General features: G+C 51.8%; 22 protein-coding genes and 1 tRNA gene. 20 read left to right on the plus strand and 3 right to left on the minus strand.

The window, feature by feature from the left end:
• The 8 genes from GM154_RS08455 to GM154_RS08490 form a co-directional block, all read left to right on the plus strand.
• The coding region (locus GM154_RS08455) for a flagellin (RefSeq protein WP_258019788.1) at positions 1–174 on the plus strand (174 nt) is incomplete at its 5' end.
• A gap of 71 nt (positions 175–245) precedes the next feature.
• The gene (locus GM154_RS08460; RefSeq protein WP_010797888.1) at positions 246–599 is read left to right on the plus strand and encodes a flagellar protein FlaG; all 354 of its coding nucleotides are present in this window, start codon (positions 246–248) and stop codon (positions 597–599) included.
• A gap of 70 nt (positions 600–669) precedes the next feature.
• The gene (gene fliD, locus GM154_RS08465) at positions 670–2,085 is read left to right on the plus strand and encodes a flagellar filament capping protein FliD (RefSeq protein WP_219651876.1); all 1,416 of its coding nucleotides are present in this window, start codon (positions 670–672) and stop codon (positions 2,083–2,085) included.
• Between the two features lie 108 nt (positions 2,086–2,193).
• Positions 2,194–2,580: a flagellar export chaperone FliS gene (fliS, locus tag GM154_RS08470; RefSeq protein WP_010797890.1), complete on the plus strand. Its 387-nt coding sequence runs from the start codon at positions 2,194–2,196 to the stop codon at positions 2,578–2,580.
• Between the two features lie 19 nt (positions 2,581–2,599).
• On the plus strand, positions 2,600–2,896 hold the full coding sequence (locus GM154_RS08475) for a hypothetical protein (protein WP_010797891.1): 297 nt from the start codon (positions 2,600–2,602) through the stop codon (positions 2,894–2,896).
• Between the two features lie 125 nt (positions 2,897–3,021).
• Positions 3,022–4,503: a sigma-54 dependent transcriptional regulator gene (locus GM154_RS08480; RefSeq protein WP_010797892.1), complete on the plus strand. Its 1,482-nt coding sequence runs from the start codon at positions 3,022–3,024 to the stop codon at positions 4,501–4,503.
• A gap of 91 nt (positions 4,504–4,594) precedes the next feature.
• Positions 4,595–5,800 carry a PAS domain-containing sensor histidine kinase gene (locus tag GM154_RS08485; protein ID WP_219651878.1) on the plus strand — a complete coding sequence of 402 codons (1,206 nt, stop codon included), beginning with the start codon at positions 4,595–4,597 and terminating at the stop codon, positions 5,798–5,800.
• Positions 5,797–7,197 (plus strand): sigma-54 dependent transcriptional regulator, encoded by a 1,401-nt coding sequence (locus GM154_RS08490; protein WP_219651880.1) that lies wholly within the window; start codon positions 5,797–5,799, stop codon positions 7,195–7,197. The genes GM154_RS08485 and GM154_RS08490 overlap by 4 nt, the downstream gene beginning before the upstream one ends.
• A gap of 29 nt (positions 7,198–7,226) precedes the next feature.
• Here GM154_RS08490 and GM154_RS08495 read toward each other — a convergent pair whose 3' ends face one another.
• The 3 genes from GM154_RS08495 to GM154_RS08505 form a co-directional block, all read right to left on the minus strand.
• Positions 7,227–8,744: an amino acid permease gene (locus GM154_RS08495; protein WP_010797895.1), complete on the minus strand. Its 1,518-nt coding sequence runs from the start codon at positions 8,742–8,744 to the stop codon at positions 7,227–7,229.
• 273 nt (positions 8,745–9,017) lie between these two features.
• A tRNA-Asn gene (locus GM154_RS08500) sits at positions 9,018–9,093 on the minus strand.
• A 66-nt stretch (positions 9,094–9,159) separates the two neighbouring features.
• The gene (locus tag GM154_RS08505; RefSeq protein ID WP_219651882.1) at positions 9,160–10,356 is read right to left on the minus strand and encodes an amino acid aminotransferase; all 1,197 of its coding nucleotides are present in this window, start codon (positions 10,354–10,356) and stop codon (positions 9,160–9,162) included.
• Positions 10,357–10,653: 297 nt separating this feature from the next.
• On the opposite strand from GM154_RS08505, the gene uvrB reads away from it, so the two are divergent.
• The 12 genes from uvrB (at position 10,654) to rfbB (ending at position 26,864) form a co-directional block, all read left to right on the plus strand.
• On the plus strand, positions 10,654–12,663 hold the full coding sequence (gene uvrB, locus GM154_RS08510) for an excinuclease ABC subunit UvrB (RefSeq protein ID WP_010797897.1): 2,010 nt from the start codon (positions 10,654–10,656) through the stop codon (positions 12,661–12,663).
• Between the two features lie 119 nt (positions 12,664–12,782).
• Positions 12,783–14,264, plus strand: a complete 1,482-nt coding sequence (gene gltX, locus GM154_RS08515; protein WP_219651884.1) for a glutamate--tRNA ligase — start codon at positions 12,783–12,785, stop codon at positions 14,262–14,264.
• A 211-nt stretch (positions 14,265–14,475) separates the two neighbouring features.
• Positions 14,476–15,588 carry a histidinol-phosphate transaminase gene (gene hisC / locus GM154_RS08520; RefSeq protein WP_219651885.1) on the plus strand — a complete coding sequence of 371 codons (1,113 nt, stop codon included), beginning with the start codon at positions 14,476–14,478 and terminating at the stop codon, positions 15,586–15,588.
• A gap of 16 nt (positions 15,589–15,604) precedes the next feature.
• The gene (locus GM154_RS08525; RefSeq protein WP_239380992.1) at positions 15,605–17,812 is read left to right on the plus strand and encodes a bifunctional prephenate dehydrogenase/3-phosphoshikimate 1-carboxyvinyltransferase; all 2,208 of its coding nucleotides are present in this window, start codon (positions 15,605–15,607) and stop codon (positions 17,810–17,812) included.
• Complete coding sequence (gene cmk, locus GM154_RS08530) at positions 17,809–18,495, plus strand: (d)CMP kinase (protein ID WP_219651888.1); 687 nt, start codon at positions 17,809–17,811, stop codon at positions 18,493–18,495. The genes GM154_RS08525 and cmk overlap by 4 nt, the downstream gene beginning before the upstream one ends.
• Before the next feature lie 147 nt (positions 18,496–18,642).
• Positions 18,643–20,322 carry a 30S ribosomal protein S1 gene (gene rpsA, locus GM154_RS08535; protein ID WP_010797902.1) on the plus strand — a complete coding sequence of 560 codons (1,680 nt, stop codon included), beginning with the start codon at positions 18,643–18,645 and terminating at the stop codon, positions 20,320–20,322.
• Between the two features lie 201 nt (positions 20,323–20,523).
• Positions 20,524–20,805, plus strand: coding sequence for an integration host factor subunit beta (ihfB, locus tag GM154_RS08540; RefSeq protein ID WP_219652114.1), 282 nt, complete (start codon positions 20,524–20,526; stop codon positions 20,803–20,805).
• A 299-nt stretch (positions 20,806–21,104) separates the two neighbouring features.
• Positions 21,105–21,323 carry a hypothetical protein gene (locus tag GM154_RS08545; RefSeq protein WP_219651890.1) on the plus strand — a complete coding sequence of 73 codons (219 nt, stop codon included), beginning with the start codon at positions 21,105–21,107 and terminating at the stop codon, positions 21,321–21,323.
• A 124-nt stretch (positions 21,324–21,447) separates the two neighbouring features.
• Positions 21,448–22,461 (plus strand): SDR family oxidoreductase, encoded by a 1,014-nt coding sequence (locus GM154_RS08550; RefSeq protein ID WP_258019777.1) that lies wholly within the window; start codon positions 21,448–21,450, stop codon positions 22,459–22,461.
• 1 nt (position 22,462) lies between these two features.
• Positions 22,463–23,479 carry a glycosyltransferase family 4 protein gene (locus tag GM154_RS08555; protein ID WP_219651892.1) on the plus strand — a complete coding sequence of 339 codons (1,017 nt, stop codon included), beginning with the start codon at positions 22,463–22,465 and terminating at the stop codon, positions 23,477–23,479.
• Between the two features lie 37 nt (positions 23,480–23,516).
• Positions 23,517–25,493 carry a nucleoside-diphosphate sugar epimerase/dehydratase gene (locus GM154_RS08560; protein WP_019365159.1) on the plus strand — a complete coding sequence of 659 codons (1,977 nt, stop codon included), beginning with the start codon at positions 23,517–23,519 and terminating at the stop codon, positions 25,491–25,493.
• A gap of 306 nt (positions 25,494–25,799) precedes the next feature.
• Positions 25,800–26,864, plus strand: coding sequence for a dTDP-glucose 4,6-dehydratase (gene rfbB, locus GM154_RS08565; protein WP_219651894.1), 1,065 nt, complete (start codon positions 25,800–25,802; stop codon positions 26,862–26,864).
• The last annotated feature ends 41 nt before the right edge of the window (positions 26,865–26,905 follow it).

Genomic DNA, 26,905 nt, shown 5'->3' on the forward strand with positions numbered 1-26,905 from the left:
AACCTGCAGAACATCAGCGAGAACGCTACTGCCGCTCGCAGCCGTACTCAGGATGCTGACTTTGCTGCCGAAACATCAGAAATGACCAAGCAGCAGACCCTGCAGCAGGCTTCGACTGCGATCCTGGCTCAGGCCAACCAGCTGCCGAACGCTGTACTCAAGCTGCTCCAGTAATGAGCGTTTAGTCGCTAGCAACGAGGGGGTGCGAAAGCACCTCCTCGTTTTCTTGTTTGTGAGGTGATGACATGGACATGAATGTCAAGCTGAATACGGTTTACGCCCACAGCGGAAACTCCGCCAAGGCGGAAACAAGTGCCGGCGACCGTCAGTCTTTAAATGATTCTGCTTTGGCAAAAGCAAAAACACCTAAGCCGGATGCCAAAGAAGTAGAGCAAGCCGTTAAAAGTATCCAGGATTTTGTCGACTCGGTGCAGCGCAATCTCAAGTTTTCTATTGACGAAAGCACCGGAGATGTCGTCGTCAAGGTTATTGCCAAAGCCAGTGGTGAGTTAATCCGGCAGATTCCTTCAGAGGAAGCACTCAAACTGGCTCAAAGCTTAAAGGGTGACAATATCGCGCTTCTTCAGGATAAGGTTTAAAACTGGCCTGGATAATGCTTACTTAAAACCATGATGACTAGATAGTCAAAATTTTATTGAGGCGAAAATCATGGCAGGTATTTCGTTTAGTGGTCTTGGGTCAAGTGTCGATACAAAATCTATCGTTTCAGCGCTAGTTAATGCTGAAAAAGCACCCAAGCAGAATCAGATCGATACTCAGACCAAAAAAGCCAATACTACACTTTCGGCAATTGGTAGTCTGAAAAGTGCTTTGGAAACGTTCCAGAGTGCGGTAAAAAAACTTAACAGCGAGTCTGCTTTTGTTGGGTTAACTGCCAAGTCATCCAACGAAAAGACTGTCACTGTCACTTCCAGCACTGGTTCTGTAAATGGCAGTTATTCCCTTGATGTTAAAAATCTTGCAACCAGTTCTAAAGTGGCTACTCAAGTCATGGCGGCTGGCGTAACGACTGCTGATGCCGGTAAGCTGACTATTACTCAGGGTTCCGCCTCGGGCACAGGCAGTTCTTATGACGTCGATATTCCGGCTGGATCATCTCTATCTGAAGTGCGCGATGCGATTAACCAGCAGCTGCAAAGTAAGGGTATCACCGCTAACATCTTGACTGACTCATCAGGCAGCCGGCTTGTCTTGAGTTCAACGACAACTGGAGCGGGTACTGATCTTTCGATCACTACAGGCGATAGTGCGCTTACTGCTTTCGCAGTTGATGGCACGACTCAGGTGAAGGATGCTAACGGTAAGCTCGTTAGTGGTTTCGTAGAGGCGCGTCCGGTGGATGCCAGCTTTACGGTTGATGGTTTGGAGATGACCAGTCCAAGTAATACACTGGACAAGACTATCAGTGGGCTTACCCTAACGTTAAGTGGAGTAGGTACTTCTACCGTATCTGTTTCCACTGATAAGGATGGTCTTAAAAAGTCTGTTCAAACGTTTGTTGATGCTTACAACGCATTGATGCAGACTACCAGCTCCCTGACTAAAGTCTCTTCTACCGTAGCTTCGGACTCTTCAAGCACTACAGCAGCTGCGCTTACAGGCGATGCTACTGTGCGGAGTCTTCTAAGTGATATTCGTAATGAACTTACGAACGTACAGAACTCTAGCACGGGTGGAATTAGTATGCTGTCCCAGTTAGGTATCATGACCAAGCAGGACGGTACGCTTGAAGTTAACAGTACCAAGCTGGATAAGGCTCTGACTGAAAACTATTCCGCTGTTGCAGGCTTTTTCACTGGCGACTCAGGACTTCTAAAAAGACTTGATAGCAGAGTTGATAGCTATACTCAGTCGAAGGGTATTCTTGATAGTAGGAAAATCAGTCTTCAAACTACCTTGGATAGTTTGACTGACCAGCAGTCAGCGCTTGATCTTCGAATTGAGAAGCTTGAAGAGACTTTGAACGCCAAGTATAACGCGATGGATAGTTTGGTAGCTCAGTTAAATGCTACCAGTACAAGCTTGATGACGACGCTAAACGCGTTAAACAACAGGAAAGAATGATTTCTTGATGTGAAAAAAGCCCGCCTTGTGCGGGCTTTTTTGTTTTAAAGCTTTCATTCGTCAGGCCGATATAAAGACATCGAAACCGAGTACGTGAGGAGCTCATTCATGTATGCCAAATCAGCTATGCGTCATTACCAGCAGGTAAACACGCACGCTCAAGTATTGGAAGCCAGTCCTCATCGACTGGTTCAGTTGCTAATGGAGACGGGTTTAACGAGGCTTGCTCAAGCAAAAGGAGCTATGGCTCGCGGTCAGGTTGCTGAAAAAGGCGTTCTGATTGGTAAGGCAATTGATATCATCGGTGGCTTGCGTGAAGCATTGGATCCTGAGAAAGGGGGGAAGATAGCCCTTAATCTTAATGATCTGTATGTCTATATGACACAACGTTTGATCGAGGCGAACCAGCATAACGATGAAACAAAAATAGATGAGGTTGCCAAGCTGTTACGCACCGTCAAAGAAGGTTGGGATGGCATAGCGCCTACAGCCTAAGAAAATCGGAGATCGCGTTATGTCACTGGCTATTCAGCGAATAGATGAGGCGCGGGAAGCTATGGCTACCGCACTCGATAATCAAGACTGGGACGCAATAGGGCCCTTGGATATAGCTTGCCGTTTATACATAGACGAAGCTATGCAAGAGCAGCCACGTAATGATTATGCTTTGCGTTTAAGTTTAGAGGAATTGCTCTCTTTTTACGGGAAGCTGATCTACGCTAGTCGGATGCAGCGTAACGAGCTTGCAAAAAAAGCAACCCGAGTAAAGCGATCCCAAAAAGCAGCCAATGTTTACAAGTTATTTGGCTAAGAATACGACCAGCGGAATAAATTTAAAGTAAGAAAAACACGTCATAAAATTGACTCTGTTCCCACTTTTGACTTTACTAGGGCTATGCCTGTTAGTGGTCTTTGGCGGAAAGGGAATAATTGAAGATGTGGCGTGAAACTAAAATCCTCCTGATAGAAGATGACGCGAAGCGTCGCCACGATCTTGCCGTCATTCTGGCCTTTCTAGGCGAAGAGCATGTCGCCTGTACGAGTGCTGATTGGGAGCAGGCTGTCGAGTCGTTTGAAAGTAGTCGAGCAGTACTGTGTGTTTTGCTGGGCCAGATCGACGCGCAGGGGGGGAGCGTCGAGCTGCTAAAAAAGCTGGCAGCGTTTGACGAGGTCCTCCCTATTCTATTGCTGGGTGCCGTCACGTACAGCGACTGGCCGGATGATGTCCGGCGGCGCATCCTGGCGACCTTAGAGGTTCCGGTTAAATACAACCAGCTGCTCGACTCGCTCCATCGCGCTCAGGTCTATCGGGATATGTATGACCAAGCGCGAGACCGCGGACGCCAGCGTGAGCCCAATCTTTTCCGTAGCCTGGTCGGCACCAGCCGCGCCATTCAGGGTGTGCGGAAGATGATGCAGCAGGTCGCAGATACCGAAGCCAGTGTCTTGATTCTCGGTGAGTCAGGTACAGGTAAGGAGGTTGTTGCGCGCAACCTGCATTTCCATTCAAAACGTAAAGACGGCCCTTTTGTTCCGGTGAACTGCGGCGCTATTCCAGCTGAATTGCTGGAAAGTGAGCTGTTCGGTCATGAGAAGGGTGCGTTTACCGGGGCCATTACTAACCGCGCCGGGCGGTTCGAGCTGGCCAATACCGGTACGCTTTTCCTGGACGAGATCGGCGATATGCCACTCAACATGCAGGTCAAATTGTTGCGTGTGTTGCAGGAGCGTACCTACGAGCGTGTGGGCAGTAACAAGACTCAAACAGTCGATGTGCGCATCATTGCAGCAACTCACAAGAATCTCGAGAAGATGATTGAGGATGGGTCCTTCCGTGAGGACTTGTTCTATCGCCTTAACGTTTTTCCAATCGATATGCCGCCCCTGCGGGATCGTGCAGAAGATATTCCGCTGCTCATCAATGAGTTGATTTCCCGTATGGAGCATGAAAAGCGCGGCTCCATCCGCTTTAACTCGGCGGCTATCATGTCGCTGTGCCGGCACAGCTGGCCGGGTAACGTGCGTGAGCTTGCCAACCTGGTTGAGCGACTGGCGATCATGCATCCCTATGGCGTTATCGGTGTAGCTGAGCTGCCACAGAAATTCCGTTACGTAGAAGATGAAAACGACGCAATGACCACGTCCTTGCGTGAAGAACTTGAAGAGCGGGAAGCGGTAGCGCTAGCCAGTCTTCCGGGTCCGGCAGCATCTTCTGCGCTACTGCCGTCAGAAGGGCTGGATCTCAAGGATTATCTGGCGAATCTTGAGCAAAGCCTTATCCAGCAAGCCCTTGATGATGCTGGCGGTGTGGTCGCTCGGGCGGCCGAGCGCTTGCGTATCAGGCGTACTACCCTGGTCGAAAAGATGCGTAAGTATGGTATGGGTCGTCGTGAGGACGAACTGGCGGATGAGGAGTAACGCTTGCCTCTGAGGCGGCTCTACTAACGGCACGCAGCTTGCACACTCTCTGTCTGGTGACGACTTCCTGTCATTAAACAGAGAGTACTGCATGAGTTTATCTGTAACGCCGGTTCCTTCTAATACGCCTTCTACGGATGACGTCAGACGAACACTTGAGCAGGCTAGTGTTCTGTTTGAGCCCATCTCCGATCTGTTCAATGAGCCCTATGGCTGGCTTGAAAATCGTCTATCGGATCTGAAAGGTGAGCTTGCACGCGAAACCGCCCAACGTGTTCAGGAGTTGGCAGAGAAGGAGCGGCTGGCTAACCGACTGCAAAGTCTTCTCGATATTCTTCCGGCCGGCATCATCGTTCTGGATGGGCAGGGCGTTGTCTGCGAGGCCAATCCTATTGCAGTCGGTCTACTAGGCGAGCCGCTGGTAGGAACGCTTTGGCGGGACGTTATCGGTCGCTGCTTCGCGCCTCGCAAAGATGATGGGCATGAGGTATCACTCAAAAGTGGTCGTCGGGTGTCATTGGCGACACGCTCGCTGGACGGTGAACCCGGTCAGCTCATCATGCTGAGCGATATGACTGAAACGCGCCGCCTTCAGGAGCAGTTGGCTCGCCATGAGCGCTTATCCTCCATGGGGCGCATGGTTGCTTCGCTTGCACATCAGATTCGTACACCCTTATCTGCCGCCATGTTGTATGCAGGTCACCTGTCTGAGCGATCCCTGCCATTCGAGCAGCAGCAACGATTTGCCGACCGACTCCAAGATCGCCTCCATGAGCTTGAGAACCAGGTTCAGGATATGTTGATCTTTGCGCGCGGTGAGCTGCCGCTCAATGATCGAGTTTCTCCCGTTCAGTTGTTCGCTGCCATCCAGTCAATTGCCAATCCCTACCTGGAAGATCTGCAATTGCGATGGCAATGCGATGCATTTGTAGGAGAAGTGCTTTGTAACCGGGACACGTTTGTAGGTGCAGTCATGAATGTTGTCCATAACGCTGTGCAGGCCGCAGGCAAGACCGCGCGGTACAAGATTCACGCGTACGCTAGGCAGGACACCCTGAGATTGTCCATCAGTGACAGCGGCCCCGGTATGACCGTTGAAACGGTAAGGCGGCTTGGCGAGCCATTTTTCACCACCAAACCCATGGGAACCGGCCTTGGCATGACTGTAGCCAGGACCGTAGCCAAGGCTCACCACGGCGACCTGTTGATTCGCTCCAGGCCAGGCAGGGGAACCTGTATGACATTTGTCTTGCCGCTTCATGGACCGCGATTGGTGCTGATGGAGAATCCCCTATGAGCGCTCGTATTCTGCTGGTAGAAGACGATGCAGCCCTGCGCGAAGCACTGGAGGATACGCTAGAGGTCGGTGGCTTCGATTTCGACTCGGTCGACAGTGCAGAGTCTGCACTGGTAGCACTGGGTCAGAGCGCCTATGGGCTGGTCATCAGCGATGTGAACATGGGCGGCATGGATGGTCATCAGCTCATGGCATGTATTCAGCAGAGACAATGGCATGTACCGGTCCTGCTGATGACCGCGTTTGGCTCCATTCAGCGTGCTGTGGACGCTATGCGGCAAGGTGCTGTGGATTATCTGGTCAAGCCATTCGACCCTCGGGTGCTGCTGGAGCGAGTCGAGCGTTATGTAAGTCATTCAGCCGCTGATGAACAAGACAGTCCTGTTGCCCAAGAGCCGGCAAGTCGTCAGCTCCTGGCCTTGGCGGCCCGGGTTGCAAAAAGTAATTCAACCGTGCTGATTTCCGGCGAATCCGGTACAGGGAAAGAGGTATTGGCTCGTTATATCCATCTGCAATCAATGCGCGCAGATGGACCTTTTGTAGCCATCAACTGCGCAGCCATCCCGGATAACATGCTTGAAGCCACCTTGTTTGGTCATGAGAAGGGCGCTTTTACCGGTGCCATCGCCTCACAGCCAGGCAAGTTCGAGTTGGCTGATGGTGGCACTATCCTGCTGGATGAAGTATCCGAGATGCCGCTAGGGTTACAGGCCAAACTTCTGCGGGTGCTTCAAGAGCGAGAAGTAGAGCGTGTTGGTGCGCGCAAACCCAAGCAGGTGGATATTCGAGTGTTGGCAACCACCAACCGGGACCTTTCGTCTGAAGTGGCCGCCGGACGCTTTCGAGAAGACTTGTATTATCGGCTGTCTGTTTTTCCCTTGGCATGGAGACCGCTTCGTGAGCGCCCTGCGGATATTCTGCCGCTTGCAGATCAGCTTTTGAAAAAGCATGCCGCCAGGGCAGGGCAGAGCGGTATTGTGTTTTCGGAAGGAGCTGCCAGGCTGCTTCAGCACTACGGTTGGCCGGGAAATGTTCGCGAATTGGATAATGCGGTTCAGCGAGCCTTGATTCTGCAGCAGGCGGGTACCATTGAGCCTGAAGACCTATGCCTTGACGGTGCTCCCGGATTTTTTGCGCGTGATATCGCTCCGCCAGTGGCTGCAGTCAAAGCGCCTTTAAGTCCTACCGCTCTTGATGAATCACTAACTGCAGGAGCGTTGGGAGATGACCTGCGTCGCCGTGAATTCGAGGTCATCATGGAAACGTTACGTGCTGAGCGAGGAAGGCGTAAGGAAGCGGCTGATCGGCTGGGTATCAGTGCACGCACCCTGCGTTACAAGCTTGCACAGATGCGTGAGGCCGGTATTGATATCGAAGCCTATCTCTATGCCAGCTAGACCCCGGCCATGAGCCGGGGTCAAAGGCGTCAATCACTAGAGCTCAGGTCCATCTCTTTGTACCGAACCAGTCGGCTGCGGTGCTTGAAGCGGTAGCCCAGCCAGATCAGCAGGAACAGAGGAATGCTGATGTAGGTTGCTGCCAGACCTGCCCAGTCGATCTGCTCGCCAATAAGCGCTGTGTAGTTCTGCCCCATGGTAATGAATAGGCACAGGGCGAATGCAAGTAGCGGCCCGAAAGGGAAGAGTTTAGCCCGGTAGGGCAGGTCCTCGAGCCTTCCGCCCTGAGCGACATAGCCTTTGCGGAATCGATAATGGGAAATGGCAATACCCAGCCAGGCAATGAAGCCACACATGCCTGAGGTATTCAGAAGCCAAGTATAAAGCACCTTATCGCCAACAATCGAAGTCAAAAAGCACAGGGCGCCTACCAGTGTGGTTGCGTACAAGGCATTACGTGGAATGCCGTTTCGCGAGACCTTGGCAAACAGACGGGGGGCTTTACCCTGCTCGGCCAGGCTAAACAGCATGCGCGTCGAGGCGTACATGCCAGAAGTTCCGGCAGACAGAATGGCAGAAAGAATAACAGCATTCATGACGCCAGCTGCAGCAGCGAAGCCTGCACGTTCAAACAGCAGCGTAAACGGGGAAACGCTAATGTCACTGGCTTCGTTTTGCAGCAAGCGTGGGTCGGTATAAGGGATCAGCATGGCAATTACAAAAATCGCCAGAATGTAGAACATCAGGATGCGCCAGAAAACCTGGCGGATAGCGATCGGAATGTTCTTTTTCGGATTTTCGGACTCACCTGCTGCCACGCCAATCAGCTCGGTTCCCTGGAAAGAGAAGCCCGCAATCATGGCCACGCCTACCATTGCCTGAAGACCACCCACGAAAGGCGCCTCACCAAGCGTGAAATTGGAGAAACCCGGGGCTTCAACGCCGTGCATGATGCCAAAGATGCTGGCTAGACCAATGCCAATAAAGATGACTACTGTCAGGACCTTGATCAGGGCAAACCAGAATTCGCTTTCTCCAAATCCGCGCGCTGAAAAGACATTGAGCAGGAACATCAAGGCAAGAAAGCCCGCGCTCCAGATGATTCCGGGAACATCCGGAAACCAGAAGCTCATGATCAACTGCGCAGCGACAAGTTCGGCTGCAATCGTCACCGCCCAGTTATACCAATAGTTCCAACCCAGGGCGAAGCCAAAACCATCCTCAACGAAGCGGCTTCCATAGGTGCTAAAGGAGCCTGAAACGGGCATATAGGCCGCCATCTCGCCGAGGCTCGTCATGAGGAAATACACCATCAGACCAATCAGGGCATAGGCGAGCAGGGCACCACCAGGCCCTGCTGAGGCGATGGTCGCGCCTGACGCAACGAAAAGTCCTGTGCCGATCGAGCCCCCAATGGCAATCATGTTCAGATGCCTGGGTTTCAGTACCCGGTTCAGGTGGGGCTTTTCCGCCGTGGTGGCTTGCTCTGCTGTAGATTGCCCCTGCGAGGCGGTCGGTTGTTCCGGAGGGAGGGAGACGGCAGTCATAAACAAAAGGTCCAACTAGGGCAGCAAGGATCTGGTGATAGGCTCCAGACTCGGATAGTGCTCACCGGTATTGCCAGTGAAAGGGTTCTTACAGTGCAGGCAACTGCCTATGGCAGCACCTGATTGCAAAGCAGAGTTTGCAAAAAGGGCGGGAGTGTACAGCAAAAGGAAAACACGGGGCGCTTGATCGCCATTGAATTTCTGCATGAACGCTACCGCATGAAGCCTGGCTGCGCCCATAAAAAAACCCAGCCACTGGCTGGGTTTTGAATTTGGCTCCGCGACCTGGACTCGAACCAGGGACCCAATGATTAACAGTCATTTGCTCTACCGACTGAGCTATCGCGGAACAACGAAACGTATCTTACTGATTGCTAAGGAGAAGTCAACACTTCTCCTTAGACAAAAAACACGCTTAGAGAACTTCGGCGATAGCCTTGATAACCGCGTCCAGATTGTTCCTGTTCAGTGCCGCTACACAGATTCTGCCAGTTCCTACCGCGTAGATACCAAACTCAGCTTTCAGGCGATCAACTTGGTCGGTCGTCAGCCCTGAATAAGAGAACATGCCGCGCTGTTCATTGACGAAGCTGAAATCGCGTTTGGCACCGGCTGCACTGAGCCCTTCCACCAGGGCGTGGCGCATGCTACGAATGCGATCACGCATTTCTGCCAGTTCGGCCTCCCACATTGCACGTAGCTCTGGATCGCGCAGAACAGTCGCAACGATCGTGGCACCGTGCGTCGGCGGATTGGAGTAATTGGTGCGTACCACACGCTTGACTTGCGACAGCACTCGAGCGGTTTCCTCGCGATCGGCCGTTACGATCGAAAGTGCGCCGACGCGCTCGCCATAGAGAGAAAATGATTTTGAGAACGAGCTAGAAACGAAAAAGGTCAGACCTGATTCGGCAAACAGGCGGACAGCTGCAGCATCTTCCTCGATGCCATCGCCAAATCCCTGATAAGCGATATCCAGGAAGGGCACGTGCTCGCGCGTCTTGATGACTTCCAGCACTTCCTTCCAGTCGTCCAACTGCAGATCGACACCGGTCGGGTTATGGCAGCATGCATGCAATACCACAATGGAATGCGGAGGAAGGGCGTTAAGGTCTTCCAGCAGGCCGCCGCGGTTCAGACCATTCGTGGCGGCATGGTAGTAGCGATAGTTTTGTACGGGAAAGCCTGCCGCTTCGAACAAGGCGCGATGGTTCTCCCAGCTCGGATCACTGATGGCTACCGTGGCATCAGGCAGGAGGCGCTTGAGAAAATCAGCGCCAACCTTTAATGCACCGGTTCCACCTAATGCCTGAATGGTAGCAACACGGCCTTCACTGATCAGTGAAGAGCCCTGACCGAACAGCAGGGTTTGCACTGCTTCGTCATAAGCGGCAATACCGTCAATGGGCAGGTATCCACGCGGCGCGCGGGCTATAACGCGTTTCTTTTCCGCTTCTTCCACGGCGCGTAGCAGGGGGATGCGGCCCTGCTCGTCGTAATAGACACCAACGCCCAGGTTGACCTTGGTAGGGCGGGCATCGGCATTAAAGGCTTCGTTTAGGCCCAGGATTGGATCGCGGGCAGCCATTTCGACGGCAGAGAACAAACTCATTGTGCGCAAGCTCGATTTAGAAGAATGAAAATACGCACAAGACCCGATTGCCGTTGTGCGCAAGCGGGGAGACAGTATAGCGGGCATCGTCTGTCGGGGCGACAAAAAACAGGTCCCGCCTGGCAGTAACTAGACTAATGTTCAATGCTTGAAAAATATGCTGTCAGGACGCATCTAAAAGATTCTGGATAGCAATGTCATTCCAGGAGTACAGACAACGAAACGCTGGGTTCGTGTTGGTTATTTGGGGTGCATCTCGGGCAGGATGGCTCTCTGCACCTCCTCTTGAGGAAGCTCATGTCTGCATTTCAATTATCTACACGTTATACCCCGGCTGGTGATCAGCCGGAAGCGATTCGCCAGATGGTCGAAGGGATCAATGCTGGTCTGTCACATCAAACCTTGCTGGGTGTGACCGGTTCGGGCAAAACCTTCAGTATCGCCAACGTCATCGCTCAGATTCAGCGACCCACGATCGTGCTGGCGCCCAATAAAACATTGGCGGCTCAGCTGTACGGCGAATTCAAGGCCTTTTTTCCTGACAATGCCGTCGAGTACTTCGTCTCTTACTATGACTACTATCAGCCAGAAGCCTATGTGCCTTCCTCGGATACCTTTATCGAGAAGGATTCGTCTATCAACGATCACATCGAGCAGATGCGACTGTCGGCAACCAAGGCATTATTGGAGCGCCGTGATGCAATCATCGTAGCGTCAGTATCCTCCATTTACGGCCTGGGCGATCCCAAGGCTTACCTCAAGATGGTGCTGCATCTGGATCGCGGAGACCGTATCGACCAGCGCACGCTGCTACGGCGTCTGACTGAATTGCAGTATTCGCGCAACGATATGGAGTTCTCCCGTGCAACGTTTCGGGTGCGTGGTGATGTGATCGATATTTACCCGGCTGAGTCTGACCTTGAGGCTATTCGCGTAGAGCTATTTGATGACGAGGTGGAAAATCTTTCTGCCTTCGATCCCTTGACGGGGGAGGTCATCAGAAAGCTGCCGCGTTTTACCTTCTATCCCAAGACGCATTACGCCACGCCACGCGATACGCTGCTTGAGGCCATTGAGCATATCAAGGCGGAGCTCAAGGATCGGCTGGAATTCCTGCGTACGCAAAACCGCCTGCTTGAGGCGCAGCGACTTGAACAGCGAACCCGCTTTGATCTGGAAATGATCATGGAGTTGGGTTACTGCAATGGCATCGAAAACTACTCACGGTATCTGTCCGGGCGTGCTCCGGGTGAGCCGCCGCCAACCCTGTATGACTATCTACCTCCTGATGCGCTGCTGGTGATCGACGAATCTCACGTAACCGTGCCGCAGATAGGGGCAATGTTCAAAGGCGATCGCTCACGCAAAGAGACGCTGGTCGAGTATGGCTTCCGACTGCCTTCGGCTCTGGATAATCGCCCGCTGCGATTCGAGGAGTGGGAAGCGGGGAGTCCGCAAACCATATTTGTATCAGCAACGCCAGGGCCTTATGAAGCAGAGCATGCCGGCCGTGTTATTGAACAGGTGGTGCGCCCGACAGGCCTGGTTGATCCGGAGATTGAAATCCGCCCGGCAACGACACAGGTAGATGATCTACTTTCTGAAATCCGCTTGCGAGTAGCCAAGGATGAGCGCGTTCTGGTGACAACCCTTACCAAGCGTATGGCTGAAGACCTGACGGACTATCTGGCCGATCATGATGTTCGGGTTCGCTATTTGCACTCTGACATCGATACGGTAGAGCGGGTAGAAATCATTCGCGATCTCCGAATGGGAACGTTCGATGTGCTCGTCGGTATCAACCTGCTCCGTGAGGGACTGGATATGCCGGAGGTTTCGCTGGTTGCAATCTTGGATGCTGACAAGGAAGGCTTCTTGCGTTCAGAGCGTTCTCTTATCCAGACGATTGGTCGTGCAGCACGTAACCTGAGCGGCAAGGCGATTCTCTATGCCGATTCGATGACAGGCTCCATGCAGCGTGCCATTGATGAAACAGAGCGGCGCCGAGCCAAGCAATTGGCCTTTAACGAGGCTAACGGCATTGTGCCCAAGGGAATCAAGAAGGATATCCGCGATATCATGGAGGGTGCGGCTGTTCCGGGTGCCCGCGGTAAGCGTCGTGCCGCCAAGGCAGCCGAGGACAGCGGTCGTTATGAGGCCGAGCTGCGTTCACCGGCAGATATCACCAAGCGGATCGCTCAGCTTGAAGAGCGTATGCTCAAGCTGGCGCGTGATCTGGAATTTGAAGCCGCAGCCAAACTGCGTGATGAAATCCAGCAACTGCGTGAGCGCCTCATGGCGGCTTGAGTGAGTGTCAGACACAAAGGCCCGGTCCTAAAGCCGGGCCTTTGTGTTTTCGGCGCTGGAAGCCAAGGCTTGCCCGCTGCTACCATCTCCTTTTGTATTGTTCTGTGTCGAGACCTCCCATGACCACTGTTCGCACGCGTATCGCACCGTCGCCTACTGGCGATCCCCATGTCGGTACCGCTTACATCGCCTTGTTCAATCTCTGCTTTGCTCGTCAGCATGGCGGTCAGTTCATCCTGCGTATCGAGGATACCGATCAGCTTCGCTCTACGCGTGAGTCTGAACAGCAGATCTATGATGCGCTACGTTGGCTGGGTATCGAATGGGACGAGGGTCCTGACGTAGGAGGTCCACATGGGCCTTATCGCCAGAGTGAGCGGGGTGAGATTTATAAGAAGTACTCCGACGAGCTTGTCTCCAAGGGACATGCGTTCCCATGCTTCTGCTCGGCCGAGCGTCTGGATCAGGTGCGTGCCGAGCAGACGGCCCGCAAGGAAACGCCCCGTTATGACGGACGCTGCATGCATATCGATCCTGCCGAGGCGCAGCGTCGTATTGCTGAGGGTGAATCCCATGTCATACGAATGAAGGTACCAACAGAAGGCATCTGCGTCGTGCCGGATATGCTGCGCGGCAATGTCGAAATTCCGTGGGACCGCATGGACATGCAGGTTCTAATGAAGGCAGACGGCTTGCCGACATACTTCCTGGCTAACGTGGTCGATGACCACCTGATGGGCATTACTCACGTTTTGCGTGGCGAAGAGTGGCTGCCTTCCGCACCCAAGCTCATCAAGCTGTACGAATACTTTGGCTGGGAGCAACCCGCACTGTGCTATATGCCGCTGCTGCGTAATCCAGACAAGAGCAAGCTTTCCAAGCGCAAGAACCCGACGTCCGTAACGTTCTATGAGCGTATGGGATATTTGCCCCAGGCCATGCTGAACTACTTGGGCCGGATGGGTTGGTCAATGCCGGACGAGCGTGAAAAGTTCACGTTGGCTGAGATGATCGAGCACTTCGATATCAATCGTATCTCGCTTGGCGGCCCCATTTTCGACATTGAAAAACTGTCTTGGTTAAACGGACAGTGGATCCGTGAGCTGAGCGTGGAGGCATTTGCTGCCGAGGTTCAGAAATGGGCGCTCAACCCTGACTACCTGATGAAGATCGCGCCTCACGTACAGGGGCGTGTTGAAACCTTCAGTCAGATTGCACCGCTGGCCAGTTTCTTTTTTGCCGGCGCTTTGCCGCTGGATGCGGGGTTGTTTGCTCACAAGAAGCTTTCTCCAGATCAGGTGCGCCAGGTAATGCAGCTGACTCTCTGGAAGTTGGAATCGCTACGGCAGTGGACCAAGGATAATATTACGGCATGTATTCAAGGTGTAGCCGAGGGACTTGAGCTCAAACTGCGAGACGTGATGCCATTGATGTTTGCAGCTATCACTGGACAGGCCAGCTCCGTCTCGGTCCTTGATGCTATGGAAATTCTTGGTCCCGACCTCACACGCTTCCGCTTGCGTCAGGCCATAGAGCTGCTCGGGGGGGTATCCAAGAAAGAAAACAAGGAGTGGGAAAAGCTCCTGGCTACCTTGGGGTAATTGAAAAGGGCGACGTGAGCAATTACGGCGCCCTTTTTTCTGGCCTTTTGAAGTGGCTGATTACCTTGCATCAAGGTGATGAGCATTACTCATGTAGATCGGTTGTTGTTGAGTAATCCAGCGCCTTGGGCTGGGTTCCCGCGGCTGCATGGTCTACCATGGCGCCCATTCGTTTAATGGGTGCCGGGAGTCCGGCCATTATGAGGTTACAATGAGCTGCGATTTTCTAGCGCAAGCCCTGCCAGGCGTGCAGAAACTTTCACCTTATGTTCCAGGCAAGCCAGTCGATGAGTTGGCGCGCGAATTGGGACTGGATCCTCAGCGTATCGTCAAGTTGGCGAGCAATGAAAATCCATTAGGCCCGAGTCCCAAGGCAACTGAGGCGATAAGAGCCGAGCTGGCTGAGCTGACACGTTACCCGGATGGCAATGGGTTTGAGCTCAAGCAGAAAATTGCCAGTCGATGCGGCGTCAATATCGATCAGATAACCTTGGGCAACGGTTCTAACGATATTCTCGAGCTGGTTGCACGCGCTTACCTGGCTCCTGGTCTTAATGCAGTATTTAGCGAGCATGCATTTGCCGTATATCCCCTGGTGACGCAGGCAATTGGTGCCGAAGGTCGTGCAGTTCCCGCCGTGAATTGGGGGCATGATCTGGATGCGATGCTCAAGGCTATCGACGAGCATACGCGAATCGTCTTTTTGGCTAATCCCAATAACCCAACAGGTACCTGGTTTGGTCCACGCGCTTTGGCGGCCTTTCTGAAGGCGGTACCCGAGAATGTGTTGGTGGTGCTTGATGAAGCCTATATTGAGTATGCCGAGGGAGACGAGTTGCCGGATGGTTTGAGCTATCTGGCGGGCCACTCCAATCTCCTGGTTTCACGTACATTCTCCAAGGCTTATGGCTTGGCCTCGTTACGGGTGGGGTATGCCATTTCCTCAGCGGAGATTGCGGATGTACTAAATCGCGTACGACAGCCTTTCAATGTCAACAGCCTTGCCTTGGTTGCAGCATGCGCGGCTATGGATGACGCTGATTACTTGGCCAAAAGTCGTCAGGTCAATGACGAGGGAATGGCTCAGTTTGAGCAGAGTTTTCAGCAGTTGGGACTTTCCTGGATTCCTTCTAAGGGAAACTTTATCGCCGTTGATCTCGGGCAGCCGGCCGCGCCTGTTTATCAGGCATTGCTGCAAGAGGGTGTGATTGTCCGTCCGGTCGCTGGATACGGCATGCCAACATTCCTTCGTGTTTCTATTGGTACGAAAGAGGAAAACAGTCGTTTCCTTGAGGCGCTTGCCAAGGTGCTGGCTCGTGGTTGAATCGCAAAAGGTCCCCATGTTTGGTCGTCTCGTCGTAGTAGGACTTGGACTGATTGGCGGCTCGTTTGCCAAGGGCATGAAGGAGAGCGGCCTGTTTCATGAAGTGGTCGGCGTAGATCGGGATAGAGAAACACGGCGTCTAGCGGTTGAGTTAGAGGTTGTTGATAGCGCTGAGGCAGAGCTGGCCGTTGCTTGTCAGAATGCAGACGTTATCCAGTTGGCGGTTCCCATTCTTGCCATGGAACGAGTCCTTGCAGAGCTTGCGGCTCTCGACATCGGCCAGGCTGTGCTGACCGATGTTGGGAGTGCAAAAGGCAGCGTTGCCCGGGCAGCCAGAAAGGCCTTTGCCGGCAAAGCGTTCCGCTTCGTCCCAGGGCATCCAATCGCTGGTTCTGAAAAGAGTGGTGTTACGGCGGCTAATGGTCAGCTATTCAAGCGGCACAAAGTCATTCTTACACCCCTTGATGAGGCGGATGCTGAGGCGCTTGCAAATATTGATCTACTTTGGCGGGCACTGGGTGCTGACGTTGAATACATGACGGTTGACCACCATGATGAGGTGTTGGCTGCAACCAGTCACTTGCCGCATCTGCTGGCTTTTACCCTGGTTGATTCGCTCGCCCAGCGTAGTGAGAACCTTGAGATATTTCGTTATGCCGCTGGTGGCTTTCGAGACTTCACCCGTATCGCTGGCAGTGATCCGGTCATGTGGCACGATATTTTTCTAGCCAACCGGGAAGCCGTACTGCGGACACTGGATACATTTCGTGACGACCTGGATGCATTGCGTCAGGCTGTCATTACACAGGATGGGCATCAGCTGCTGGGTGTCTTTACCCGCGCCCGGGTTGCCCGCGAGCATTTCGGCAAAATACTGGCCCGCCGGGCCTATGTGGACGCTATGCAAACTAAAGATCTTACCTATATCGCCAATCCTGGCGGCTCGTTGTCCGGACGCGTTCGAGTGCCCGGAGATAAGTCCATTTCGCATCGATCAATCATGCTGGGCTCCCTGGCGGATGGAACGACAGAGGTGGAAGGGTTCCTTGAGGGTGAGGATGCCCTCGCTACGCTGCAGGCGTTCCGTGATATGGGGGTCGTCATCGAGGGGCCCACCAATGGTCGTGTAACTATTCATGGTGTGGGATTGCATGGCCTCAAGGCGCCTGCAGGTCCGCTATACCTAGGAAATTCAGGCACCTCAATGCGACTGTTGTCCGGGATCCTTTCCGCTCAGGCATTTGATACCACCCTGACCGGTGATGCCTCGCTCTCCAAGCGACCCATGAACCGGGTTGCCGATCCGTTGCGGGAGATGGGGGCTGTTATCGAAACAGCAGAGCAGGGACGGCCACCGATGACCATTCGCGGCGGACAGAAGCTCAAAGGTATCCATTACGACATGCCCATGGCCAGCGCCCAGGTTAAGTCCTGCCTATTGCTGGCAGGCCTGTATGCCGAAGGGGAGACATCGGTTACTGAGCCTGCTCCGACGCGTGATCACACCGAGCGAATGTTGCAGGGGTTTGGTTATCCGGTGACGGTAGAAGGTAATGTGGCAAGAGTGCGCTCGGGCTCCACGCTCACTGCCAATCGTATCGAAGTACCTGCAGATATTTCCTCGGCAGCTTTTTTCCTGGTGGCCGGAAGCATTGCGGAAAACTCCGAGTTGGTTCTTGAACACGTGGGTATCAATCCTACTCGTACCGGGGTCATCGATATCCTGCGCCTGATGGGTGGCGATATTACGCTTGAGAATCAGCGTGAGGTAGGGGGAGAACCTGTAGCTGATCTGCGCGTCCGTTCAGCTACGTTGAAGGGAATCGAAATACCGGAAGCGTTGGTGCCGCTGGCAATTGATGAGTTCCCGGTTCTGTTTGTTGCCGCCAGTTGTGCTCAGGGGCGTACCGTTCTGCGAGGTGCGGAAGAGTTGCGTGTCAAGGAGTCTGACCGTATTCAGGTCATGGCCGATGGTTTGAAAGTACTGGGTGTAAGTGCTACTCCTACGCCTGATGGAATCGTGATCGAGGGCGGCTCCATGGGTGGCGGAGAAGTGGAAAGTCATGGTGATCATCGCATCGCAATGGCGTTTAGTGTGGCCTCGCTGCGAGCGAGCGCACCGATACGAATCCGTGATTGTGCAAATGTTGCAACTTCCTTTCCCGGCTTTCTTGAACTGGCAGCTAAAGCTGGGATTCGTGTGAAAGAAGAGGCTTCCGTATGATGAGTACCGCTCCGGTTATTACAGTCGATGGGCCTGGAGGCTCTGGGAAGGGCACTATCGCGGCACTTCTTTCCCGCCGTCTGGGCTGGAATCTACTGGACTCCGGAGCGCTTTATCGCCTGCTGGCCTTCGCAGCGCGCAACCATGGCGTTGATCTGACGAATGAGGAGTCACTCAAGGCGTTGGCAGCGTATCTGGACGTGCAATTCCAGGCTGGGCATGAGCATGGTCAGCGCATTGTCTTAGAGGGGGAGGATGTTACCGACTTCATTCGAACCGAAGATATTGGGGCAGGCGCTTCACAGGTGGCGATCCTGCCGGCTGTACGTGAAGCGTTGTTGCAGCGACAGAAAGCCTTTCGCGAGGCGCCTGGCCTTGTTGCGGATGGTCGGGATATGGGAACCGTGGTTTTCCCAGATGCGGAATTAAAGATATTTCTGACCGCTAGCGCCGAAGAACGCGCCAGACGGCGCTATCTTCAGTTGAAGAAAAAGGGCGAAAGTGTTACTTTGCCGGGTCTCCTCGAAGAGATTCGTGAGCGCGACGAGCGTGATACTCAGCGCACCGTCGCTCCACTCAAGCCGGCAGATGATGCCATTGTCCTGGATTCGACGAATCTCTCGATTGAACAAGTGCTCGACCACATCCTTGCATTGGCCGCCGAGCGTGACCTGGCAGGATGACAGCCAGATTATCCTATCCTGGGATATTTGGTGAAGGCAGGCAGGAACCAGTCTCAACCTGTCTGCTGGATATTGATAACGAACCCCGCATTGGCTGGTGATGCGGTAGATCGGGTGCATCGTGTACCCAACATTACAGGTATAAACATGAGCGAAAGCTTCGCAGAACTCTTTGAAGAAAGTCTGAAATCCCTCGACATGCAACCGGGTGCCATCATCACAGGTACTGTGGTTTCCATCGATGGTGACTGGGTAGTTGTCGACACTGGCCTGAAATCTGAGGGTCTTGTTCCGCTCGAGCAGTTCTACAACGAACAAGGCGAGCTGACCATCAACGTGGGCGATGAAGTCCATGTGGCTCTCGATGCCGTGGAAGACGGTTTCGGCGAAACCAAAGTGTCTCGCGAGAAAGCCAAGCGCGCTGAGTCCTGGCTGGTCCTGGAAGCTGCGTTCAACGCTGACGAAGTGGTCAAGGGTGTTATCAACGGTAAGGTCAAAGGTGGTTTCACTGTTGACGTTAGCGGCATCCGTGCTTTCCTACCAGGCTCCCTGGTTGATGTCCGTCCTGTGCGTGACACTGCCCACCTGGAAGGCAAAGAGCTAGAGTTCAAGGTCATCAAGCTTGACCAGAAGCGCAACAACGTTGTTGTTTCTCGCCGTAGCGTTCTTGAGGCTGAGAACAGTGCCGAGCGTGAAGCGCTGTTGGAGTCCTTGCAGGAAGGTCAGCAGGTTCGCGGTATCGTCAAGAACCTCACCGACTACGGTGCGTTCGTTGATCTGGGCGGCGTAGATGGCCTGCTCCACATCACTGACATGGCATGGAAGCGTATCAAGCATCCTTCCGAAATCGTTAATGTTGGTGACGAGATCGACGTTAAGGTTCTGAAGTTTGATCGCGAGCGTAACCGCGTATCCCTGGGCCTGAAGCAGCTGGGCGAAGACCCATGGGTTGCTATCAAGGCGCGTTACCCAGAAGGTACACGTGTTCAGGCTCGTGTTACTAACCTGACTGATTACGGCTGCTTCGCTGAGCTGGAAGAAGGCGTTGAAGGTCTGGTACACGTATCCGAAATGGATTGGACCAACAAAAACATCCACCCGTCCAAAGTCGTACAGGTTGGCGACGAAGTGGAAGTTATGGTTCTGGATATCGACGAAGAACGTCGTCGTATCTCTTTGGGTATCAAGCAGTGCCGTCCGAACCCATGGGAAGAGTTCTCCGGTCAGTTCAACAAGGGCGATCGTATCTCCGGTACTATCAAGTCCATCACTGACTTCGGTATCTTCATTGGTCTGGATGGTGGCATAGACGGTCTGGTTCACCTGTCCGATATTTCTTGGAACGAGCCGGGCGAAGAAGCCGTACGCCGCTTCAAGAAGGGTGATGAGCTGGATACCGTTATCCTGTCCGTTGATCCTGAGCGTGAGCGCATTTCTCTGGGCATCAAGCAGTTGGAAGACGATCCGTTCTCCAGCTACGCTGCTTTGAACGAGAAGGGCACCATCGTTCGTGGTACTGTGAAGGAAGTTGACGCCAAGGGCGCCATCATCACTCTAGGCCATGAGATCGAAGGCGTTCTGAAGGCTTCTGAAATCAGCCGTGATCGCGTTGAAGATGCGCGTAACGTTCTGAAGGAAGGCGACGAAGTTGAAGCCAAGATCATCAGCATCGATCGTAAGAGCCGCGTGATCAGCCTTTCCGTCAAGTCTAAGGATGTTGACGATGAGAAGGAAGCGATGACGTCCCTGCGTAACAAGCAGGAGCCGAGCGCAGGCCCGACTACTATCGGTGACCTGATCAAGGCGCAGATGGAAAACCAGGGTTAATCACCTTAGGTTTTCTAAGAAAGGGGTGGCTTAGGCCACCCTTTTTTATTGCCTAAAAAAAGCTTCTCAGATCTAAGGGGTTATATGTTTAGCGTCAAATAAATTTACAGCCTTTTGCTGGGTATATGCTTTTCAAAGCCAAGCGGTCATGCTAAAAGAGTTAAAAAATGATCTAGCCGCTTGAAAAAGAAGGAAAATTCCATGACCAAGTCGGAGTTGATCGAACGTATCGTTTCGGAGCAAGGGCAGCTGTCAGCTCGCGATGTTGAGCTGGCTATCAAGACAATGCTTGAGCAAATGGCCCAAGCGCTCTCAACCGGAGATCGTATTGAAATACGAGGCTTCGGCAGCTTCTCTTTGCATTATCGTTCACCTCGTACAGGGCGAAACCCTAAAACAGGGGAATCTGTAACGTTGGATGGAAAATACGTTCCGCATTTTAAGCCGGGTAAAGAGCTTAGAGACAGGGTTAATGAGCTTTAGGTAAAGCTTGGCATTATTCGGTTTCTAGGTTTAAGGCATGGTTTATTGCTGATGTATTAGCGAGCGGCTTTTATGCTCGTTTTTGAAAAACTCGTAATTGATACAGCAATGTCAGAGTTTGTTTGGAAAAGATGTCTGCCTGTATTTTGACTTTTGCTTGTGCTGAAGCATAAAATTGACACTTTTAAAAAAATCAAGTCTTTTTTTATTTTTTTATTGGACATATCTCTCGCTTTAAGCAAGAATCCTCACATCTGGTCGCTCATGGCCTCGAAGTCCACGCTAGTGAGGATGTCATCATGCGTCATTACCTGTTTATTTGGTTCGGTATCGCTGCCTGTTTTGCCTTTATACAAATTGACCACGCGATGCTTGCCGTATTGAGTCTTATGGCTAGCTGGGTGGTGGCGCTGTTTGTTAAACCTTCTGTTCAGCGTGATACGTTTTCATCTATGTATATGAGTGATGCCTTGATTAAAGTTGAATCATCCATTACATCCAACATTAAAAGCGCCTAAATACGTACTCTAAAAAAGCCCAGCCTAAGGTTGGGCTTTTTTGTGCCTGTTATACAAGTATTGTAGGTGGTAGGCCATGAGCGCTGGTAAACATACTGACTGATATTTTTGTGACTCGTGTAAGATGACTGTAGGGGAAAACAGTCAAGAGAAGCGGGCAGTGCAAGATAGTGCGACGATAATAGAGCGTTCTGGGGTACTCGTTACAGGGGCGAATGGATTTGTTGGGCGTGCAATTGCCCAACGGCTAAGGGAGCAAGGTGTTTTCGTTCGCACTGTTGTACGCCAATCTCGAAGGGATTCATATCCGAATGAGCTAGTCCGCGTCATTGATGGCGATACCTGTTGGGCTGATGCCTTCGAAGGAATCGATACTGTTATTCATGCTGCCGCACGTGTCCATATTATGCGAGAGTCAGCAGGTAAGTCTGATGATGAGTTTTATCGTATCAATGTGGCAGGTACGCTAAATTTGGCTCGACAAGCACATAGTGCCGGTGTCAGGCGCTTCATTTTCTTAAGTAGTATCAAGGTAAACGGCGACTTTACGCATCCAGGAGTGCCATTCAAGGCGAACGATATTCCCAGTCCTTCTGATGCTTATGCGCGTACTAAACTACAGGCGGAGAAAGGGCTCCTGCAATTAGGGGGGCGTACCGGTCTGGAAGTTGTCATCATTCGTCCTCCATTGATTTATGGGCCTGGTGTCAAGGCAAATTTCAGAAGCATGCTGAAGTGGACCGCCTCTGGGGTGCCTTTACCTCTTGGTGCTATACACAATCAGCGCAGCCTTGTATCGCTCGATAATTTAACTGACCTGATTTTTCTGTGTATAAAGCATCCTGCCGCAGCGGGTAAGGTTTTCCTTGTTAGCGATGGCGAGGATATCTCTACAGCGGAACTGCTTCGTATTTTGGCTCAGGGCATGTCTCGCTCTCCAAGGCTCATTCCTATTCCTTCAAGTTGGTTAAGTGGCGTTGCGCGCTGTATTGGTCGTAGGGATCTGGTTGTCCGGTTATGTGGTTCGTTGCAGGTTGATATTTCTAAAACGTCTGAAATATTAAACTGGGTGCCACGATATAGGACCCGTGATGCTTTAATTAAAGTTGCAAAAGCTTATCTGGAATCAAAGAGCTAAGATGGTTTTGTGGATTTTTCCGGCTGCTATCATAGTTGCCTTGTTGGGAACGGCCGCATTGCGCCGCTATGCATTAGCTCGTCAAGTAATAGATATACCCAATGCACGAAGTTCTCATACTACGCCTACTCCACGTGGGGGAGGGGTCGCTATCGTTCTGATATTTCTGTTCGCGCTCCCCTTACTTGCAAAGCAAGGTCTAATTTCTACCGATGAACTTATTGGTTTTTTGGGTAGTGGCTTTCTGGTTGCGTTACTTGGTTTTATTGATGACCACAGGCACATTCCTGCTCGATGGAGGCTTTTAGGACATTTTGCTGCTGGATGCTGGGGTGCTTTCTGGCTTAACGGTCTGTCTCCCCTGGAGCTGGGATCACTGTATTTAGCAGCGGGTATCATGACTCAAGCTATTGCAGTGTTTTACCTAGTCTGGTTGCTTAACTTGTACAACTTTATGGACGGTATTGATGGCATTGCTGGTGCTGAGGCGATATGTGTCACCTTGGGTGGTGTGCTTTTATATATCTTGACAGGCCACATGGATGCAGCCTGGTTACCCGGATTGCTTTGTTGTGCGGTGCTAGGGTTCTTATTCTGGAATATGCCTCCTGCTCGTATATTTATGGGGGATGCAGGCAGCGGGTTCCTAGGCATCACACTTGGACTGATGTCAATTCAAGCTGGATGGTTTAAGTCCGAGCTGCTATGGGCTTGGTTGATTTTGCTTGGTGTCTTTATCGTTGATGCTACTTGGACCTTGCTTCGACGTCTGTTTCGGGGAGATAAGGTCTATGAAGCTCATAGAAGTCATGCTTATCAATGGGCTTCACGTCACTTTGCCAGTCATAAAGTGGTAACGTTGAGTGTCATAATCATCAACGTCTTATGGTTATTACCATGTGCGCTATTGGTAACCTTTGAATACATAACAGGTTTTTGGGGGCTTGTTATTGCTTACGTCCCCTTGCTGGTTTTGGCTATACGCTTTAGAGCCGGCGAAAAAGAAGCGCGGTCGTAGCTGATCGTTTGCGATTGTAGTTAAGATAGAGGTAGGCATGCGTGAGCGACTGGTTAAGCTGAATCGCCGTACGAAGCGTCTGATACAGGTCAGCGTAGATCTGCTGCTTATCTGGCTTGCGCTTTGGTTAGCTTTTTATATTCGGCTTGGGTCGGCCGGAATGATAGAGCCTTTTGGCGGGCACGCTTGGCTCTTTGTTGTGACGCCTATTATCTCTATTCCTTTATTTATTCGCTTTGGTATGTACCGAGCGGTCATGCGGTATTTGGGTAATGACGCACTATTAGCGATTACCAAGGCTGTTACGCTTTCAGTCTTGATTCTTTCACTGGTGATTTATTGGTATCGCGATCTTCCCGAGATAGTGCCGCGTTCCATGATCTTCAACTATTGGATATTGAGTCTTTTATTCGTGGGCGGACTACGCCTAGCTCTCCGTCAGTACTTCTTGGGAGATTGGTATGCTGCCGTGCCGTTTATTAAACAGCAGGACAGCCTCGTTCGCGTAGCCATCTATGGCGCAGGTTCTGCTGGAAATCAATTAGTAGCTGCGCTGCGTATGGGGCGCGTGATGCGCCCGGTGGCCTTTGTTGACGACGATAAAACGATTGCCAATCGGGTTATTGCAGGTATCCAGGTTTACTCGCCTAAACATATTCAACAAATGATCGATGATACTGGTGCCGAGGAAATCCTACTGGCTATCCCATCCGCTAGCCGAGGGCGACGGAAAGAGATTTTGGAGTTATTAAAAGCTTTTCCATTACATGTTCGTAGCGTACCCAGTGTTGCTGATCTAGCTAATGGAAGGGTAAAGGTCGAGGATATTCAGGAAGTAGATATTGCTGATCTACTCGGACGTGATTCCGTAGCGCCCAGACAAGAATTATTCGATCGATGCATTAGAGGGCAAGTTGTTCTGGTAACAGGTGCAGGCGGGTCGATCGGCTCCGAACTTTGCCGACAAATTATTAAAACATTACCGCAAACACTTCTTCTGTTTGAGCAGTCAGAGTTCAACCTTTATACGATTCATTCCGAGTTGGAGCAGCGTATACAGCGAGAATCATTGCCGATTGTTTTAATCCCTATATTGGGGACAGTGCGTAATGCCGAGCATATGCTGCATGTGTTACGTACGTGGGATGTCAATACAATCTATCATGCTGCAGCCTATAAGCATGTGCCTATGGTGGAGCATAATATTGCCGAGGGCTTCCTTAATAATGTCATCGGTACCTTGTATGCCGCGCAGGCCAGTATTCAGGCAGGGGTGCAGAACTTTGTCCTCATTTCTACTGACAAGGCCGTTCGTCCTACTAATATTATGGGTAGCACGAAACGTCTATCGGAAATGATCTTGCAAGCATTGAGTCGTGAGCAGGCGCCTGTCTTTATCGGTGATAAAAACGCAGTTCATCATGTTAACAAAACTCGCTTTACAATGGTGAGGTTTGGAAACGTACTGGGATCCTCTGGCTCGGTCATTCCGCTGTTTAGAAGTCAGATCAAACAGGGCGGTCCTGTTACGGTGACTCATCCCAACATAACTCGTTTCTTCATGACGATACCTGAGGCGGCACAGCTTGTTATACAGGCCGGCTCAATGGGGGAAGGAGGCGATGTATTCGTTCTGGATATGGGGGAGCCGGTCAAAATTGTTGAACTGGCAGAAAAAATGATCAACCTCTCTGGAATGACAGTACGTTCGGAAAGCAATCCCTATGGTGATATAGAGATCATTTTTACTGGTTTAAGGCCTGGTGAAAAACTCTATGAGGAGCTTTTGATCGGCGATAACGTAAGCCCAACCGAGCATGCCATGATTATGCGTGCCAATGAAAAATATCTGCCGTGGGATCGTTACAGCAAAGTGCTTATGGAATTGATGGCCTGCATTCATAGCGAAGACTATTCCCGGCTGCGACAGCTTCTACGGGAGACGGTGGATGGTTACGCTCCAGAAGGGGAAATTGTCGATTGGCTTCACCTGCAGCGTCGTCGTGATGCCTGATCCAGAGACGCTGAAAGCTTTTCATAAAATTGCCCCAAGAGATCTTGATCGCTGTAATTTGATCTTCTCCACACAAAATCTCGACGGCCCTGTGTACGGTTGAACTTTTCAAAGGGAAAGCTGTTTAACTCGAGTCTTCGTCGCAACACAAAGCAGTGACGAGTCATGCAGTACGTTGTTGCTGTGTAATGATGCCGCTTGCAGGCTGCGAAAAGCTCGGGTCGGTAAGTTTTCCATGTGTTTTTCTGCAGCTAGTTCTCTATGGGATCTATCGTGCGGGAAGTTTAACTATCAGGCAGGTTCAGGATGAAAGTTCTGGTAACAGGTGGTGCGGGATTCATTGGGTCTGCAGTGGTCCGCTTTCTAATCAATGAAACCGATTGTCACGTTGCTAACATTGATAAGCTGACTTATGCAGGCAATGTGGAGTCTTTGAGCGAAGTCTCAACGTCCGATCGGTACGAATTTCATCAGGTCGACATCTGCGATAAGACTGCTCTAGAAAAAGTATTTACCTCTTTTAAACCAGATGCAGTAATGCATTTGGCTGCTGAATCTCACGTTGATCGCTCCATTGAGGGGCCAGCTGAGTTCATTCGTACCAATGTACTTGGTACGGGCACATTGCTTGAGGTAGCTCGTGCCTATTGGTCTGGTCTTGAGGGCGGAGCCAAGCAAGCATTCCGTTTCCATCATATCTCTACCGATGAGGTATTTGGTGACCTGCACGGTACGGATGACTTGTTTACCGAAACGACACCTTATGCGCCAAGCTCTCCCTATTCAGCCAGCAAGGCGGGCAGTGATCATCTGGTACGCGCATGGGGACGCACCTATGGATTGCCGGTGCTGATCACTAATTGCTCGAATAACTATGGACCGTTCCACTTCCCGGAGAAGTTGATTCCCCACGTTATTCTGAACGCCATGCATGGCAAGCAGTTACCCGTATATGGTGACGGCTCGCAGATCCGCGATTGGCTATTCGTTGAAGACCATGCCCGTGCGCTCTACACCGTTGTAACCAAAGGTGTTGTAGGTGAGACCTATAATATTGGCGGACATAACGAAAAGCGTAACCTGGAAGTGGTAGAAGCTATTTGTGATTTGCTCGAAGAGTTGGCGCCTGAGAAGCCAGCTGGTATCACAGCCTACCGCGACTTGATTACCTTCGTGAAAGATCGCCCAGGCCATGACCTGCGCTATGCAATTGATGCCAGCAAGATTGAGTCGGAGCTTGGTTGGGTTCCGCAGGAAAGCTTTGAAACAGGGCTTCGCAAGACAGTCCAGTGGTACCTCAACAACCGTTCCTGGTGGCAGCGCGTTCTTTCTGGTGCTTACCGTCTCGAGCGATTGGGTGAAGCTGTTTAATTTTCAGCCAGGGTTAATTTGTATTTAGATCCTTAAGCCTA

It is taken from the genome of Pseudomonas sp. MAG002Y (assembly GCF_019400845.1).
Lineage (GTDB): Bacteria > Pseudomonadota > Gammaproteobacteria > Pseudomonadales > Pseudomonadaceae > Chryseomonas > Chryseomonas luteola.

Bases quoted from the DNA above. Each gene is read 5' to 3' on its own strand.
- GM154_RS08550 (WP_258019777.1), top strand. From the start codon at position 21,448: ATGACTGTAGGGGAAAACAGTCAAGAGAAGCGGGCAGTGCAAGATAGT.
- cmk (WP_219651888.1), top strand. From the start codon at position 17,809: ATGATGAGTACCGCTCCGGTTATTACAGTCGATGGGCCTGGAGGCTCT.
- uvrB (WP_010797897.1), top strand. From the start codon at position 10,654: ATGTCTGCATTTCAATTATCTACACGTTATACCCCGGCTGGTGATCAG.
- hisC (WP_219651885.1), top strand. From the start codon at position 14,476: ATGAGCTGCGATTTTCTAGCGCAAGCCCTGCCAGGCGTGCAGAAACTT.
- ihfB (WP_219652114.1), top strand. From the start codon at position 20,524: ATGACCAAGTCGGAGTTGATCGAACGTATCGTTTCGGAGCAAGGGCAG.
- rfbB (WP_219651894.1), top strand. From the start codon at position 25,800: ATGAAAGTTCTGGTAACAGGTGGTGCGGGATTCATTGGGTCTGCAGTG.
- GM154_RS08560 (WP_019365159.1), top strand. From the start codon at position 23,517: ATGCGTGAGCGACTGGTTAAGCTGAATCGCCGTACGAAGCGTCTGATA.
- GM154_RS08495 (WP_010797895.1), bottom strand. From the start codon at position 8,744: ATGACTGCCGTCTCCCTCCCTCCGGAACAACCGACCGCCTCGCAGGGG.
- GM154_RS08545 (WP_219651890.1), top strand. From the start codon at position 21,105: ATGCGTCATTACCTGTTTATTTGGTTCGGTATCGCTGCCTGTTTTGCC.
- GM154_RS08460 (WP_010797888.1), top strand. From the start codon at position 246: ATGGACATGAATGTCAAGCTGAATACGGTTTACGCCCACAGCGGAAAC.
- fliS (WP_010797890.1), top strand. From the start codon at position 2,194: ATGTATGCCAAATCAGCTATGCGTCATTACCAGCAGGTAAACACGCAC.
- GM154_RS08485 (WP_219651878.1), top strand. From the start codon at position 4,595: ATGAGTTTATCTGTAACGCCGGTTCCTTCTAATACGCCTTCTACGGAT.
- GM154_RS08525 (WP_239380992.1), top strand. From the start codon at position 15,605: ATGTTTGGTCGTCTCGTCGTAGTAGGACTTGGACTGATTGGCGGCTCG.
- GM154_RS08480 (WP_010797892.1), top strand. From the start codon at position 3,022: ATGTGGCGTGAAACTAAAATCCTCCTGATAGAAGATGACGCGAAGCGT.
- GM154_RS08475 (WP_010797891.1), top strand. From the start codon at position 2,600: ATGTCACTGGCTATTCAGCGAATAGATGAGGCGCGGGAAGCTATGGCT.
- rpsA (WP_010797902.1), top strand. From the start codon at position 18,643: ATGAGCGAAAGCTTCGCAGAACTCTTTGAAGAAAGTCTGAAATCCCTC.
- fliD (WP_219651876.1), top strand. From the start codon at position 670: ATGGCAGGTATTTCGTTTAGTGGTCTTGGGTCAAGTGTCGATACAAAA.
- GM154_RS08490 (WP_219651880.1), top strand. From the start codon at position 5,797: ATGAGCGCTCGTATTCTGCTGGTAGAAGACGATGCAGCCCTGCGCGAA.
- GM154_RS08555 (WP_219651892.1), top strand. From the start codon at position 22,463: ATGGTTTTGTGGATTTTTCCGGCTGCTATCATAGTTGCCTTGTTGGGA.
- gltX (WP_219651884.1), top strand. From the start codon at position 12,783: ATGACCACTGTTCGCACGCGTATCGCACCGTCGCCTACTGGCGATCCC.
- GM154_RS08505 (WP_219651882.1), bottom strand. From the start codon at position 10,356: ATGAGTTTGTTCTCTGCCGTCGAAATGGCTGCCCGCGATCCAATCCTG.